Source organism: Paenibacillus sp. JT22N7 (assembly GCF_059383875.1).
The window spans coordinates 344,230-359,244 of sequence record NZ_JBXENY010000008.1; the positions used below are offsets into that span (position 1 = coordinate 344,230).

Annotated in this window: 14 protein-coding genes; 13 read left to right on the plus strand and 1 reads right to left on the minus strand. The window is 52.4% G+C overall.

Annotation, left to right across the window (positions count from 1 at the left end):
- The first annotated feature begins 42 nt into the window (after positions 1-42).
- The 13 genes from AC50Y5_RS22480 to AC50Y5_RS22540 all read left to right on the plus strand — a co-directional run bounded on the left by AC50Y5_RS22480 (position 43) and on the right by AC50Y5_RS22540 (position 14,385).
- Positions 43-882, plus strand: a complete 840-nt coding sequence (locus AC50Y5_RS22480) for a hypothetical protein (protein ID WP_235533076.1) — start codon at positions 43-45, stop codon at positions 880-882.
- Positions 883-1,002: 120 nt separating this feature from the next.
- Positions 1,003-1,455: a flavodoxin gene (locus AC50Y5_RS22485; protein WP_056031783.1), complete on the plus strand. Its 453-nt coding sequence runs from the start codon at positions 1,003-1,005 to the stop codon at positions 1,453-1,455.
- Between the two features lie 61 nt (positions 1,456-1,516).
- Positions 1,517-2,308, plus strand: coding sequence for a hypothetical protein (locus AC50Y5_RS22490; protein ID WP_494863865.1), 792 nt, complete (start codon positions 1,517-1,519; stop codon positions 2,306-2,308).
- 256 nt (positions 2,309-2,564) lie between these two features.
- The gene (locus AC50Y5_RS22495) at positions 2,565-4,181 is read left to right on the plus strand and encodes an extracellular solute-binding protein (protein WP_494863866.1); all 1,617 of its coding nucleotides are present in this window, start codon (positions 2,565-2,567) and stop codon (positions 4,179-4,181) included.
- A gap of 138 nt (positions 4,182-4,319) precedes the next feature.
- Complete coding sequence (locus AC50Y5_RS22500; protein WP_494863867.1) at positions 4,320-5,360, plus strand: ABC transporter permease; 1,041 nt, start codon at positions 4,320-4,322, stop codon at positions 5,358-5,360.
- A gap of 15 nt (positions 5,361-5,375) precedes the next feature.
- Positions 5,376-6,245: a carbohydrate ABC transporter permease gene (locus AC50Y5_RS22505; RefSeq protein WP_056031773.1), complete on the plus strand. Its 870-nt coding sequence runs from the start codon at positions 5,376-5,378 to the stop codon at positions 6,243-6,245.
- 68 nt (positions 6,246-6,313) lie between these two features.
- A complete protein-coding gene (locus AC50Y5_RS22510; protein ID WP_494863868.1) occupies positions 6,314-8,884 on the plus strand; it encodes a helix-turn-helix domain-containing protein in 2,571 nt (856 codons plus the stop codon).
- Between the two features lie 74 nt (positions 8,885-8,958).
- On the plus strand, positions 8,959-10,482 hold the full coding sequence (locus AC50Y5_RS22515) for a sulfatase family protein (RefSeq protein WP_494863869.1): 1,524 nt from the start codon (positions 8,959-8,961) through the stop codon (positions 10,480-10,482).
- Positions 10,483-10,668: 186 nt separating this feature from the next.
- Positions 10,669-11,523 (plus strand): helix-turn-helix transcriptional regulator, encoded by an 855-nt coding sequence (locus AC50Y5_RS22520; protein ID WP_056031763.1) that lies wholly within the window; start codon positions 10,669-10,671, stop codon positions 11,521-11,523.
- A gap of 104 nt (positions 11,524-11,627) precedes the next feature.
- The gene (locus tag AC50Y5_RS22525) at positions 11,628-12,299 is read left to right on the plus strand and encodes an SOS response-associated peptidase (RefSeq protein ID WP_056031760.1); all 672 of its coding nucleotides are present in this window, start codon (positions 11,628-11,630) and stop codon (positions 12,297-12,299) included.
- A 588-nt stretch (positions 12,300-12,887) separates the two neighbouring features.
- Positions 12,888-13,091, plus strand: coding sequence for a hypothetical protein (locus AC50Y5_RS22530; RefSeq protein WP_056031757.1), 204 nt, complete (start codon positions 12,888-12,890; stop codon positions 13,089-13,091).
- 220 nt (positions 13,092-13,311) lie between these two features.
- Positions 13,312-13,500, plus strand: coding sequence for a hypothetical protein (locus AC50Y5_RS22535; protein WP_046229494.1), 189 nt, complete (start codon positions 13,312-13,314; stop codon positions 13,498-13,500).
- Positions 13,501-13,656: 156 nt separating this feature from the next.
- On the plus strand, positions 13,657-14,385 hold the full coding sequence (locus AC50Y5_RS22540) for a M24 family metallopeptidase (RefSeq protein ID WP_056031754.1): 729 nt from the start codon (positions 13,657-13,659) through the stop codon (positions 14,383-14,385).
- A 101-nt stretch (positions 14,386-14,486) separates the two neighbouring features.
- Here the strand turns inward: AC50Y5_RS22540 and AC50Y5_RS22545 are convergent, their stop codons facing one another.
- Positions 14,487-14,963 (minus strand): GNAT family N-acetyltransferase, encoded by a 477-nt coding sequence (locus tag AC50Y5_RS22545; protein ID WP_056031751.1) that lies wholly within the window; start codon positions 14,961-14,963, stop codon positions 14,487-14,489.
- Positions 14,964-15,015 lie beyond the last annotated feature (52 nt).

Here is a 15,015-nt window from a genome sequence, read left to right on the forward strand (position 1 = left end):
AAATAATATACGATAGTATATATTGATGGAGCTGGTTTAATCGTGGCAGAGTTTAATCGCAAGGAGCATCAAATGAATGATGCGCCAGCCGAAACGGGCAAGCCGTGGAATTGGCAGCTGTTCCCGTTCTCATCAGTGAAGGCGGGCGAGGATGCGCTGTATGTGGCATCTGTCGGTTATGGCGTCTATCAGATTAACAGTGAAGAGCAGTGGATGAAGCTTGGCGCAGGGATGCCGCAATCGGCAATGGTTAATCGACTGCAGCTGCAAAGCAGCGTGCTTCATGCCTGTACGAGCGAAGGGCTTTATCAATATACGAATGGCGAATGGGTAAATGATGGTCTCGCCATTCCTTGCTATCAATACCGGATGCTTGGCGGCACGGGCTATGCTGCAACGGATTATGGGCTGTGGTCAAATTCGGGAAGCCGCTGGGAAAAGACAGCCTGCGCCGACAAGCGGGTATATGATTTCATGAACCTGCCGCAATATCTCGTCGTTGGCCATGAAAGCGGAGTCGCGCTGTACGACCGTTTTATGGATGAATGGTCCGAGTTTGAGCTGGACCGTGCGGTTACAAGCCTTGCTGTATACCGGGGCCATCTCATTGGCGTCAGTGATCGCGGCGAGCTGATGATTGGCGACAAGAAGGGGCGGTTCGACCGCATCCGCTTTAGCAAGCAGTTTATTTTCTCCATTGTTGCGAAGGGGAAAGATATTTATGTATGTACGGATAAAGGCTTGTTCCAGCTCGCTTATATCCGCAATCAGGTGACGCTGCTGTCTGTGAAGCTGGGTATTCCGGTAACGGATGTGGATCTGCAGGGCGACAATTTGTATATGGCAACGTTGTTTCAAGGTATTCAAATGTTGGATGCCTAGTTCATATAAATTTAGCCATTGGCGCGCGGAGGATAGGTTGCTCTCCGCCAGCTGATGGGAAATGAAGCGGCCGATTGTCCAAAATGGCGACGGCTATTTACACTTGGGAGGAATGTAAAGGTGTCAAAGGTAATTGTGGTATACGCGAGCATGACGGGAAATACAGAGGAAATGGCTGAGGCGATTGTTGCTGGAGCACAGGAAGCGGGCGTTGAAGTGGTATCGAAGGAAGCTTTCGATGCAAATGCAGCTGATTTGCTGGAGTACGATGGCATCATTATCGGCGCGTATACTTGGGGAGACGGCGAGCTTCCAGACGAAATTCTTGATTTCTACGAAGAGCTTGAAGGACTTGACCTCAGCGGCCGCAAAGCAGCTGTATTCGGATCGGGCGATTCCTCCTATCCCGTATTCTGCGGAGCGGTCGATACCATCGAAGCGAAGCTGCGCGAGCTGGGGGCGGAAATTGTATCCGAGAGCTTGAAGGTGGAATACAACCCTTCCGATGATGAGAAAGAACAATGCAAAAACCTAGGCAAGCAAGTAGCTGGCCTTGTAACCGTAGCTGGATAATAAACAGGGCAGCTATTGCTGCTTCTTTTGTTAAGACCTGAAAGAGAGAAGGTGGCCGATTATGGAGCAATCCGCAGCAGTAAAGCTGATTGAGGATTACAAGTTGGAAGAGCTGCTGCGCTGCCCCTATCGGTTCATAAAAAGGCAGACGGCGAAGAAACGGGCAGGCGAAGTGAATGGTCGCCAGCTTATGCAATTCGCTGTCAGCCATATTGTGAATGATTTTTATGAGCTTCCGCCCCAAGCCCGTACAGCCGATGTAGTAAAGCAGCTGGCAGAGCGCTGGTGGACAGCGCGAGTAGCTAAATTCGATAATGCCGAGCATTATTGGGATTCGAAGCTGCAAGCGGTTGCACATTTGACGGCATTTTTAATGGAGGAGCAAGAGGCGGCGCCGATTATCCGATTCGAGCAGCATCGCACCTTTGTGGAGCCGCTCGATATGGAGCTGACGCAAATTTTTCAAATTGTCGCCGAAGATCCGTACGGGACGAATACCGACTATATTGTGCAAAAGTTTGTTGTGGACGAGGATGAGGATGTCATCCTGACGTTCCAGCACATGACCGCCGTATTTTGTAACAGCGCCTTCGGCAAGCTGCCGAGCCGGATCGACGTCTTGTCGGTGATGAGCGGCCAGCGGATTTCCTATTATCCAAGCGGCGCAGATATTCCGCAGTCCTTGGATTATATGAGGCTCGTGCAGACTATGCTGCCCGAAGCCGAGCGGCTGCGCAAAAGCAACAATGCGGCGGAATGCCGGAGCTGCCCGCTGCGCAGCGAATGCTTCACCAAGACGGCTGAAGCAGCGGCCGAGGCCGTCCTGCAAAAGTCAGCCAGCCTTACTATGTAAGCTAGAGCATCGTTCGATGGTTCATCGAATGATGCTCTTTTTTCATGCCTGCTATCAGGTAGCACTATGAGCTGAAATACGCATTATACCGCGAAAATACAGGGGAAATACGGCTGTGCAAAAAAGTGAAGTTGCAGGAAATTGCCGTATTGTATAAAGTACAAGACAGGTTGCGGGTGGGAATGTGCTGCATTAAAGCCGATTATACCCATGGGATAAATGAAATTTTTGAGGAAATGGAAGGGGACAGATGGATATGGCAATACGTTCAGGAATAAGGAAAAAAAGATGGGCACGCGGAGGGATGGCGGCGCTGCTCGTCATGACCTTGCTGCTATCGGCTTGCGGAAAAGCTTCAGAGTCCACAGGTGCGAACCAAGGAGGGCAGAGCAGCTCGCCAAGCGCTTCATCGGGCAATGAAGGCGCAGAAGCGCCGCTTGAGCTAAGCATTATGACGATTACGCCAAGCGCGACGCCAGCCGCCGATGATAATGTCATTAAACGCGCGATCGAAAAGGCGACGAATTCGAAAATGAGCATTCAGTGGATTTCCAACAACATATATGGAGAGAAGCTGAATTTGACGCTCGCCTCGGGCGAAATTCCCGATCTGATTATGGTTAATGATCCATTCGCAAGTACGTTTATGAATATGGCGCTGCAAGGCGCTTTCTGGAATTTATCTGATTATATTAAGGATTACCGGAATCTCGCAAACCGCATTCCGGATATTGCTTGGGAGACGACGAAGCTGTCAGATGGCGGCAATTACGGCGTGCCGCGTCCACGCTCGGTCGATGGAGAATCGTTCTTTATTATTCGCAAAGACTGGCTGGATAAGGTCGGCCTTGAGGTGCCAACAACGACGGATGAGCTGAAAACCGTTATGAAGGCATTTGTCGAAGATGACCCGGACGGCAACGGTGTGGCAGATACGACGGCACTTGCTGCCTACATTGATCCGGCAGACCTTGGCTTTGGCGGCAATATCGGGCCTGTTTTGGGCGCGATCGAGAGCTCTTTTACCGGAGTGAACGGCAATTGGAAGTGGGATGAGGCGACCAAGCAAATGATCTTTACCGCGTTCCTGCCGGAAACGGAGCAGTCGCTTGCATATTTGACAGAGGCCTATGCGAATAAAATGATGCCGGAGGACTTGCTGTCGCTTAAGCTGACGCAGGTGCGCGATTTGTTCAAGGCGAATAAAGCAGGCATTATCGTCGACAAGACGGGCACAATGAAAAATATTTATACCGATGAGCTTAAGAAGGTGGCTCCTGATTTTAAATATACCGATTTTTACCCGCTGGCGAATTTGAACGGCTACAATCCAAAGGGCGGCGGCTACAACGGGATTCTTGCCATTCCGAAGAATGTGCCGGAAGAGAAGATGAAACGGATTTTGGAGCTGCTTGATACGTGGATGAATGAGGACGTATATGCCATTCAGCGCGACGGGCTGGAGGGTATCCATTATCGCTTGGAAAATGGCGAAAAAATCGTCGATGGCGAGAAGCTGAAGGCAGATAATGCGTCCGACTTCAACCATATTGTGAACGTGAGCGATGTCGTATGGGATACGAAAGCCGGAACGGAAGAAGAGACGGCAGCGAATGAACTGTTCCAGAAGGTCAATGAAGAGCGGGCGAAAACGTACGCTGCCAACATTGCCGCGGGGCTGCAATCGGAGACGGGCCAGCTGATTTTGCCAGAGCTGAACAAAAAAATCCAGGATTTGAAGGCGAAAATCATCCTCGGACGCGAGCCGCTCAGCGCTTGGACGGCGTTCGTAGAAGCAACGCGCAAGGACCCTCAGGTGCTGAAAATGACCGAGGAAATTACGGAATCGTATTTGAATCGAAATGCGAAGTAGATGTACAAGATTTACAAAGCAAAACACCTATGCTATTATCTTAAAACCAATTAAGTGCATAGGAATAATATAAAATCAACCTGCTGCGCCCACCCATTTCATGGAGCGGTGCGGCAGGGTGAGGAGGGGCAGCGTTTAATGAGCCCAATACATTCATATGACACGACGACGGAGAACGCAGCCACATCAACAACTAACCCTGCAACAGGCAGCGTGTCAACTGCGGATAATGGAAATAAACGAAAACAGGGGCGCAGCGGCAGTCAAAAATATTGGAAAAGCCTGCGTTCAAGCCTTCGGCGCGACCAATCGCTTTATTTGCTGGCTTTGCCAGGGCTGTTATTTTTCATTCTTTTCAAATATGTGCCGATGTGGGGCGTACTGATCGCTTTTCAAAACTATTTTCCGTTCAAAGGAATGTTAGGCAGCGAGTGGGTCGGGTTTGCCCACTTTGCCCGTTTTTTCGCTCATTCGGAATTTATTTTGCTGTTTCGCAATACGCTGGCGATCAGCCTGCTGAATTTGCTGCTCTTTTTTCCCGTGCCCATTATTGTGGCCCTTTGTTTGAATGAGCTGCGCAGCATGCTGTACAAACGGATCGTGCAGACGGTCATTTATATGCCGCATTTTCTGTCCTGGGTCATCATTGCCGGCTTAACCTTTTTGCTGCTGGGCAAGGGGGAGGGGCTTGTCAATGCGATGCTTGAAGCCGCTGGGCAACCGCGAATTGATTTTTTAACGAACCCGGATTCGTTCTGGATGCTCGTGACGCTGCAAGCGGTGTGGAAGGAAGGCGGCTGGGGCACGATTGTATTTTTGGCGGCGATTGCGGGCATTGATCCGCAAATTTATGAGGCGGCACGTGTCGATGGAGCGGGCAGGCTGCGCCAAATTTGGCATATTACACTGCCGGGCATCCGCGGCGTTATCGTAATTTTGCTCATTCTTCGGCTGGGCGACATTATGGATGTGGGCTTCGAGCAGATTTTCCTCATGTATAACGGGGCGGTATCCGAGGTAGCGGAAGTATTTGATACGTATGTGTACAGGGTCGGCATTCAGCAGGGCCAATTCAGCTACAGTACGGCCGTCGGGCTATTCAAATCTGTCATCGGCCTTATTCTGGTGCTGCTTGCCAACAAGCTGGCGAAGCGGATGGGCGAGGATGGCGTCTACTAAAAGGAGCAATGCAATATGAAGCAACGTTTCGGCGACCGTGTGTTCCAAGCGGCTAATGGCCTGTTTCTCGGGCTGCTGGCGTTGGTGACGGTATTCCCGATTTATTATGTGTTTATCGTTTCGTTCACCGATCCGAGCGAATTTCTGCTTAAGAAGTTCGTTTTGTTTCCGCAAAAATGGTCCCTCGAGGCGTACGAATATTTACTTTCGACGAAGGCTTTCCCGCGCTCGCTCGGCAATAGCGCGTTTCTGGCCGTCATCGGCACGCTGTGCAGCCTTGCGATCAGCTCGTCCTTCGCCTATGCGCTGTCACAGCGTCGGATGCTGCTGCGCAGGCCGCTGATGCTTCTGGTGCTGCTGACGATATTGTTCAGCCCCGGCATCATTCCGCATTATTTGCTCGTTAGAGAGCTGGGGCTGATCAACAGCCTGTGGTCGCTCATTTTGCCATCGCTTGCGAACGGCTGGACGGTGCTGCTGATGAAGGGCTTCTTCGACAGCCTGCCCGCCGAGCTTGGCGAATCGGCAGCGATGGATGGCAGTGGCGCGGTGCGGACGTGGCTGACCATTATTTTGCCGCTGTCGCTGCCGGCGCTGGCGGCATTCGGGCTATTTTTCGCCGTCGGCTATTGGAACCAGTTTTTCTCGGCGCTGCTGTATTTGAATGATGCGGCGCAATGGCCGATTCAAGTGCTGCTGCAAAATATGCTGAAAAGCGCCTCAACCATCGACCTGACCATTCCAGGCCAGGCTGTGGAGGCTCCGCCGTCAGAAATGCTCAAGATGGCTTCCGTCATTATCGCGATAACGCCGATTTTGCTGGTGTACCCTTTTTTGCAAAAGCATTTTGCCAAGGGCGCGATGGTCGGTTCTGTGAAAGGATAGGCAACGGGCACATGGCCCATGCTGCATGCCATAAGCATTGAGGCATAAAAAACGAAGGAAGGCAGGCGATGGCGATGGCGATGGGAATCAGACGTTTTGCAGAAGGCTTAGGAAAAGGCAGGCGCACGGAAGCGGCGGCTATGCTGCGCGGCTCTTATTTTCGCCGGAGTTTGGCGCTTGTGCTGCTCATCGCCTGCATTCCGGGCCTTGTGATGGGAATTGTCATGCATAAATCGATTACGGTGAAAATGGAAACGGTGCTCCAGCATTTGCACCATGCGCAGATCGAGCAGCGGGCGCGGACGATAGATGAGCAGCTGTCGGCGCTTGAGCTGTCCTTCTCGCAATGGGCTTTCGATCCCGTATTCGATAATCGGCTGCGGCAGCTGGACTTCGTCTATAAATACAAGCAGGTGCATGAGCTGTACCGCACGCTGCTCATTATGAACAATTCGCATACATTAGTAAAACAGGCGGAGCTGTTTCTGCTGTATCCGCAGCCGCTAGTCATGAAGCCGGACCGCTATGATTTTATCGATGATCTGGACAAACTCGAGCAATATAAAGCGCTGCTTCGTCAGTCTGTGGGCGCCTATTGGACCCGATCCGAAGGCGGCAAAGCGCCAATGCTGGTCAATCGCCTGCCGGGCGGAGAGGAGAAGCCGCTGGGCATTGTGACGACGACGATCGACGAGAATAAGCTGAACCGGCTGCTGGATACGCTCACGCCTTATACAGAGGGAGAGACCTTTCTGCTCGATAGCGAGGGCAATTGGCTCATGAATGGCAGCGAGCCCGCATCGCCGCTTGCGGCAAAGCTGCGCGAAGTCTACTTGCAGCATCGCGGCTCAGGCGAGTCCTTGCGCTTGGAATATGGCGATGAGGCATATTCCGTCTCTTACGGCAGCTTTCGCCGCCTCGGTACGGATTGGATTTATGTGTCCGCTGCGCCCATGACGGCGGTTATTGCGCCATCGCTGCTTATTTCGCGCTTTATATTAGCGGTTAGCGCAGGCGGGCTGCTGCTGGCACTTGCGCTGTCATGGATCGGCTCGCTGCGCATCTATTCTCCGGTGGCCGGCCTGCTGGCAAGGCTGATCGGGGACAAGCGCAGCGGTGGCGGTTTGAGGCAGCGGGAGGAGGGACGCGACGAGTTGGGCGCACTGGAGCGGCGCTGGCGGGGAATGGAAAGGGAGCGTGAGACGCTGCGCAGCAGGCTGGAGCATCATATTCCAGTCATCCGCGAGAGCTTCTTGCTGCAGCTGGCGCAGGGCCATCTGCCTGAGCTTGCCGAAGCGGAGCTGCGGGAGCGGCTGGAGCAGCTCGGGGGCGCGGCTGCGCAGGACGGCGGCAGCTGGGCGGCGCTGGTCGTGCAGTTTCGAGGTGGCTCCTTCGGTAGCGGCTTCGGAAGCAGCGAGTCGTCGCCGCGGCAAAGTGAAGGCGATATCGCTTCACTTGAAGTATCCGAGCTGCTGGCGGAGCTTGCAGTGCGGCAGGGTTATGCTGCTGAGCAGCTGCATTTTCACGATGGCTCGATTGGGGTGCTGCTGGCGCTGCCTAAGCTGGATGCGGCTAGCGATTTGGCTGCACTAGAGCAGGAAGCCGATCAGCCAGCTGATCAACAGAGCGAAGCTGGGCCGTTTGGTAGTCAAGAGATTGCCAGCGAGTCGAATGCCGATGAGCAGCATACGCAATTGCTCGGTTTAGCCAGCGAGTTGACTGCTCAGGTGGAGCAGACGCTTGGTCTGCGCCTGACGGTTGTAGTTGCGGGTACCGTGCTTGAGCTGCGCCGAGTGCCCACGCTGTTCGAGAAAGCGAAGCAGACGCTGCGCCATCGTCTGCTTGCGAGCACGCAAACGGTTATCGATCTAGCGCAGCAGGAGCAGCAAGCCTCCGGTGCAGATAGCCCTTATCCTTTTGCGCTCGAAAATGACATCGTCTATGCGATACGCAGCGGCAGCGGGGATGAAGCGATGGAAGGCATTAGCCGCTTCATCGGCGAGTTGGCTTCCGGAGAGGCTTCTGCTGCAGAGGCATCTGGGGAAGGTGGCGAAGCGGCAGGCTCTCAGGCTCTCAGGTATCGTCTATTGCAGCTGCTTGGAACGATTCAGCATGCAATGATGCAGGCTGGCGCCAATCCTGTACAGCTGTTCGAAGGCAGGCTGCTCCTTGATGAGCTGCAGCAGTTGAACCATACCCACGATGTGCTATGGTGGTTCCGTCATCAAGTGGTCGACGTGTTTATTCACGAGGTTGCAGGCAAGCAGGAGAAGCAAATTCAGCAGGCCATCTATAAGATGAAGGAGCATGTGGACAATGAATATGCCTCTGTCCTGTCGCTTGAAGCGCTTGCTGACGCCTACGGCATGAATTCCTATACGCTTAGCCGATCCTTTAAGCAGGCGTTTGATTGCAATTTTATCGATTATTTAACGAAGGTTCGTTTAAACCATGCGAAGGAACTGCTGCTGCATTCCGACCTGAAAATGAATGAAATCGCGGAGCTGGTCGGCTACCAGCCGAGCTACTTCAATCGAACGTTCAAAAAAAGCGAGGGCATTACGCCAAGCCGCTACCGCGATGTCGTTCGGAGTGCGGGAGAGCCGACCCGCTTGCACAGCTTGGGGCAGGGGAAATAAGGCCCGAGCCTAACTTTAAAGCAATCATAAGGCAACCATATAGTAACCATAAAAGCAGGAAGAAGAGGTGAACGATGACCAATCAATCAGAAGAACAGCCAACGATTATATTTCTAATGACCGACCAGCAGAGATGGGATTGTATCGGCAAATACAATGCCCATATTCATACGCCAAACATTGACAAGCTGGCAGAAAAAGGGATTGCGTTCAATCAGGCGGTATGCCAGTCGCCGATGTGCGTCCCAAGCCGGAGCTCCATGATGCTGGGCTATTACCCTTCGCAGCTGGGCGTCCGCACGAATTACGGCGGCCTGTTCGACGAGAGCCGGCTGCCAGCGGAGCCGCTTCCGGCTATTATGCAGCGGGCCGGCTATCAGACGGCGGGCTTTGGCAAAACCCACTGGAACCACGGCCAGGGCGTGGAAGAGCCGGATACGCGAGGCTTTGAGGTGCGGGCAGTCGGGCTGTCCCGTACAAGCGGGCATTATGAGGCAGGCGCGATTATGATGGGCGATGTCAACCCGGAGGCGCTCGAAGCGTATCACCGGGAAACGGCCTCCTTCGGGGGCGGCGAGGAAAATTCGAACGGCTACATTGGCCTAACCAGTACGCTGCCGCTGAACCATCATCGCGACGGCTGGGTGGCGGAGCAGGCGCTTGCTTTTATCGATGAAGGGCTGGATGCTTCGCGGCCTTTGTTTTTCTACCTATCTTTTCTCAAACCGCATGCGGGCTTGAATGTGCCGAAGGAATTTGAGGATTTGTATGATCTGGAGCAAATTCCCGATATTCCGCAGCCGCCTTGGGAGGTGGAAGAGAACACGCATCTACAGGCAACCGATGATTTAAATGCGAACAGCAAAGAGGTTTATTTGGAGAAAAAGCGCATTTGGGAGCAGATGAGTCCACTTGAGCAGAGACGGACAACGCTGCGGTATTGGGCCAATTGCTCGTGGCTTGACCATTATTTTGGCCTTGCTTTGGACAAGCTGGAGCAGCAGGGCCGGCTCGAAAATGCACTCATTGTATTCGTCTCTGATCATGGCGAAATGCTGGGCGAACGGCGCTACCGCTTCAATAAATATAATCTGTATGACAGCAGCGTGCGGGTGCCGATGATTTTGTCGGGCTCCTATATTCAGCAGCATAAGTGGGGCACTGAGGATGAGCGGCCAGCCGAATTAATTGATCTGGTGCCTACATTGACTGCGGCTGCAGGGCTTGAGCGCAATCCGATGCTGCCGGGCTTCGATCTGCTCGGTGAGACGGTGCGGCGGGGAAGCTTCTGCGAATTTCACGGCAAGGGGGTAACCGCACCGCATTCGGCGCCCGTCTATATGTGGCGAACGAAGGAATGGAAGCTGATCCTCTACATCGATGGTTCGGTGCGGGATGCAGCGGCGCGCGTAGACGAAACGAAGGGCGAGCTGTATCATTTGGCGAACGACGCAGGAGAATGGCATAATTTATATAGTGATGACCAACATGCGGCCACTCGGGAGCGTCTTAAGACGGAGCTGCTGATGCATTTGGCTTCAGCTTGGTCCAAAGGCCCTTTTTTTTACGATAAAGGCGGCCTTCAGGCGCTTCAATAACCGATGGAAAAATAAGGCGAGAGCCAGCTTGGCGGGACAACGATGTCCGTCAAGCTTTTTTGCCGTGCAAGCCACTTGCTCCCTTATGACGCATCCGGCGGCAAAGGTAGACAAACGATTGTTAGTTATGTAACATGGGGCAATACATAAATACTAACTTACATAGTTGCACAAGGAGAGATTGTCGTGTCAGAGGAACTGCTGCTAACGTTTCGTTCGCCGCCGCTGCCCTTTTTTATAGAATCAAACCGCAGGACGTATCAAGCGGGTGAGGAACATCCGAACCGGACCAATATTGGCGTATTCGATATGCTGTTTGTCCATGAAGGCGCTTTGCATCTTTCGGAAGGGGAGCGTAAATGGCTGCTGGGCCCTGGGGATGTGCTAATTTTGCGGCCGGACAGCTATCATTATTCGTATCAGCCCTGCCAGGAGACGACCGTGTTTGACTGGGTACATTTTCAAACGGTGGGTGCATGGGAAGAGACAGAGGGGAGTCAATCGGGCTCCTTACGGGGAGATTATTATACGTATGCTATTCGGCTGCCGAAAAAAATCCATCTGTCCTATCCAGACGAAGCGAAGCTCATTTTCGGACAGCTGCATGATGCCGCGCAAAGCTCGTCGCATGGTGCATTTTGGGAGCGCCAGCAGCGTTTTCTGCATTTGCTGCAAATGCTCGATGAAGGCTGGCGTTCGGATGCTGCCAGAGCAGGCGTATCGGTGGCGGAGCGTGCAGCTGCCTACTTGAAAATGAATTACCGCAGCCCGATCAGCAATGGCATGCTCAGCGAAGTGCTGCAGTTGCATACCAATTATATTACGCGCTGTATGACCGAGGTGTTCGGCTGTACGCCGCAGCAATATTTGCTCTACTATAGGCTGGATCAGGCGAAGCTGCTGCTTATTAAGACAGACTGGACGATCGCCCGCATCGCGGAGGAAACGGGCTTCCGGCAAACCCCGCATTTCTCGCGGCTGTTTGCCTCCCATACCGGAATGCCGCCGCTTAAATTCCGCAAGCGTTTTACGACAAATTAAGCCAAGAAGCGAATAAAAACCCTCCTCTTATGCAAATAATGGGCAAGACGATATTTTGAGCGTTGCGGAAAGCTTGCCCGCACAGCTTCGAGGGGGATATACAGATGATTGAACGTTATTCGGTAAAGGCAAGTGTCGATGATTTGGTTCGCTCGTTTCAGGTTGGGAATGTAATTGATTGCGATGTGACAAGGTTTAATATAGCGCCGACCCAGTCGGTATCGATTGTGATGAATGACCGTTTAGGCGAGCGGACGCTTCAGGATGCCAGATGGGGCTTGTTTCCGTTCTGGGCGAAGGATTCCGTAAATGCGGATTGCGAGCGTTTGTCTGAAAAGCCGTTTTTCGAGCGGATGCTGCGCAGGCAGCGTTGTGTTGTACCGTGCAGCGGCTTCTTTGGCTGGCAGCAATATGGCCAGGAGCGCGAGCCGCGGGCGATGCATATTGTGGTGCCGAGCCAGCGATTGTTTGGAGTAGCGGGTTTCTTTGATGCCTGGAAAAATTATCAGGGACAGGAAGTACGCGCATTTACGATGATTACGGCTAATTCTTCAGGTGCGTTATCCGGCTGGCAGCCGCGCGTGCCCATCGTGCTCGACGAGGAAGGGCTGGAAGATTGGCTCAATCCGCGCATTCATGATTTCCGTTCGCTGCGCAAGCATCTCGACCCGCTGGAATCGTATCAGCTCAGAGCATATCCGGTAACGAATGCGGTAGGCAATGAAGCGTACGAGTCGCCGGATTGCATTCAGGAGATTATGCCGGACTTTGCATAGCTGCGGCAAACAGGCTCCGGCTGCTGCTTAAGACTTATAGGATGCTTGAGGCCGAGCCTTCGTTCCGAGGAAAGTGTGGAAGCGGAGGTTTTTTCGGCCAAATAAAAGAAAGGGCTTACATTATGGTTTGGCTAGGCAAGATCGTTCCTAGGACAGTTGAAGCTAGGCTGGATATTCGCTATAATGTAACCTATATTTGGAAATATCTGTAGCTTGAAAACAAGCGGCTTTTTGCCGATATGTAAGATTATAAGCATATATAGGTTTCACCTTGAAATATAGAAAAAGGATATTCTAACGCGATCCTTTCTCTATATTTTTCGGACTGAAACGCGCTTCGCGGCCAAGGGCAAGCGACAGCCGTTTCACCTTAAAATATAGGAAAGGATATTCTAACGTGATCCTTTCTCTATATTTTTCGGACTGAAACGCGCTTCGCGGCCAAGGGCAAGCGACAGCCGTTTCACCTTAAAATATAGGAAAGGATATCCTAACGTGATCCTTTCTCTATATTTTTCGGACTGAAACGCGCTTCGCGGCCAAGGGCAAGCGACAGCCGTTTCACCTTATCAGAGAGGAGTTGGGATAATGGTTCAGGGCTGGGTCACTGCGCTGGTGCTGTCATTCGGTATTGCGGTCGCTATTTTCGGAGTTGTCGCCTATTTACGAATGTTTCATAAAGACCGGAGCGCAGCTTCTGTCCGTTCATCCATAGAGCGTCATGCTAGTGCTGACGAGGCTTCCGCTGGTGAGGAGGAGCGTGATTCACGTCTGGACAGGACGCCTGACTAGCGCTGATTTCGCATAAATTATACGCTTGGTGGACGAGACCGTCAAATGCATGCTTTCCCAAGTGTAGCATAAATGTTATAATAGTAAGAAAAGTTCAAACATTTTGAATCATCAAACCATGGTGACGCTTGACCGATGGGAGTCCGGCGGTGTTTTAGCCGAATGTGTTCTCGGAATTTGTTGTTTAGGACGACCATCCAACGTTAAGGGAGGAGATTTCATGGCGAAGCACAGCCAGAATGAAGTCAAGGAAAGCCTGAAAGAACTAACGAGAATTTTCCAACCCAAGGATTCACGCAAATTTGTTAGGGATTACATTCGAAAGTACCGGATTACCGGCGGCTACGAGGAAGAATTAACATTGCTGGTGGAAGATGAAATGGGCAAGCTCAACTCCTCAGTCGGCTAATCGCATGGTTATACGGGCTCTATTCCCTTCAAGGGGAATAGGGCCCTTTTGTTTGAAGGGAATGAGAGAAAACACCGCAATCCATAATTTGTTCACATTCGTGAGAATGACCGCTTTGCTCCTCGAATATGGTGAATAGAGGAGGGAGGTTTGGATATGCTGACGAAGCTTGCGCTTGGCATGGAAGAGCAGTATGTACAGCATGCAGGGAGCATTATAGCTGCATGCCACAAGGAGCTGTCAAAGCGGATTACCTGTGGGGTGACGACGCTTGAGATTGAGCGGTTTACGGAGCGATTCATGCTGGAGAGAGGGGCATTTCCGGCCTATAAGGGGCGCAAAGGTTATCCGTTCGCCATTTATGCCTCGGTAAACGGCATGCTGCGGGGAGGATTTCCCGGAACGGCTCCTCTGTCCAGCGGTGATATGGTCAAAATCGAAATGATAGCCGGGGTGGATGGCGGAGCAGCTGAATTTGCCTGGACGTATGCAATAGGTGAGCCGTCCCCGTTGGCACGCAAGCTGCTGCGCACGGCGCAGCACACGCTGAATCGCGGCATTGCCGAAGCGAGAGTAGGCAAAAGCGCCGGAGATATCATCGTGGCTATCCATACTTCGGCGGCCAAGTCGGGCTGTCTGGTCATGAACAGCATGCCGGATATTGCGGTCCATGGCATTCTCCAGCGGCTTCAGCAGGGAGAGATGCGCCCGGTGGAGCAGCCGGAGGAGCTATTGGCAGAAGGCATGATTTTGACGATTGATTTGATTGTGGGATTAGGCGCACTGGCGGGTGACGCTGCTAGTGTCGAGCCGGGACTTGCGACAGCGCATGTCAAGCATACCGTCGCAGTTACCCGCTCAGGCCCGATAGTACTGACCAGATGAAGCGGATGACGCTGTACGCTTAAGCAGACAAAAAGAAGATCACACCTCACGGAAGGAGAGGGTGATCTTTTTTGCTTTTTATGCGCTTTTGTCTCAGCCCGTCAGGAGCTGATGGCCAGCCTGAACATTTGCCGTGAGCCGCCTTCTGGCCCAGCCGGTATGGCCAATGGCAAAGGCACAAATCCAAATTTCTCGTAGAGCCTTCTTGCGGGCAGACCCTCTAATACATCCTCGCCAAATGTCGTGACGGTCAGCTCTGATGATGTCGGGATTAACATCAAAATATGATTTAGCAGCAAAGTTGCGACCCCCTTGCTTCTGGCTTCTCTTGCTACAGACAACCAGCCAATTTTATAGAGAGGGGCCTGTGATGAAGAAAATAACAAGCCCCCTAGCAAGCGCGCACCTGGCGGACCATCCTTTTCTCTTACGCAAAATGCACGATTTTGCTGTATGTTCTTCTCCAAAGCTTGCAGGAATTTGGGGCTGTCTACCATTGGGCCAAAAAGATGCTCGACCTCGGAAGCCAGTGCCAGCCAGCTCTGTATATCTTCTTTTGTGGCGTTTACAGCTTTCATAAGGCATTTTCCTCCTAATAAACAGAGTGCTGATAGAAGCCATATTATAGTA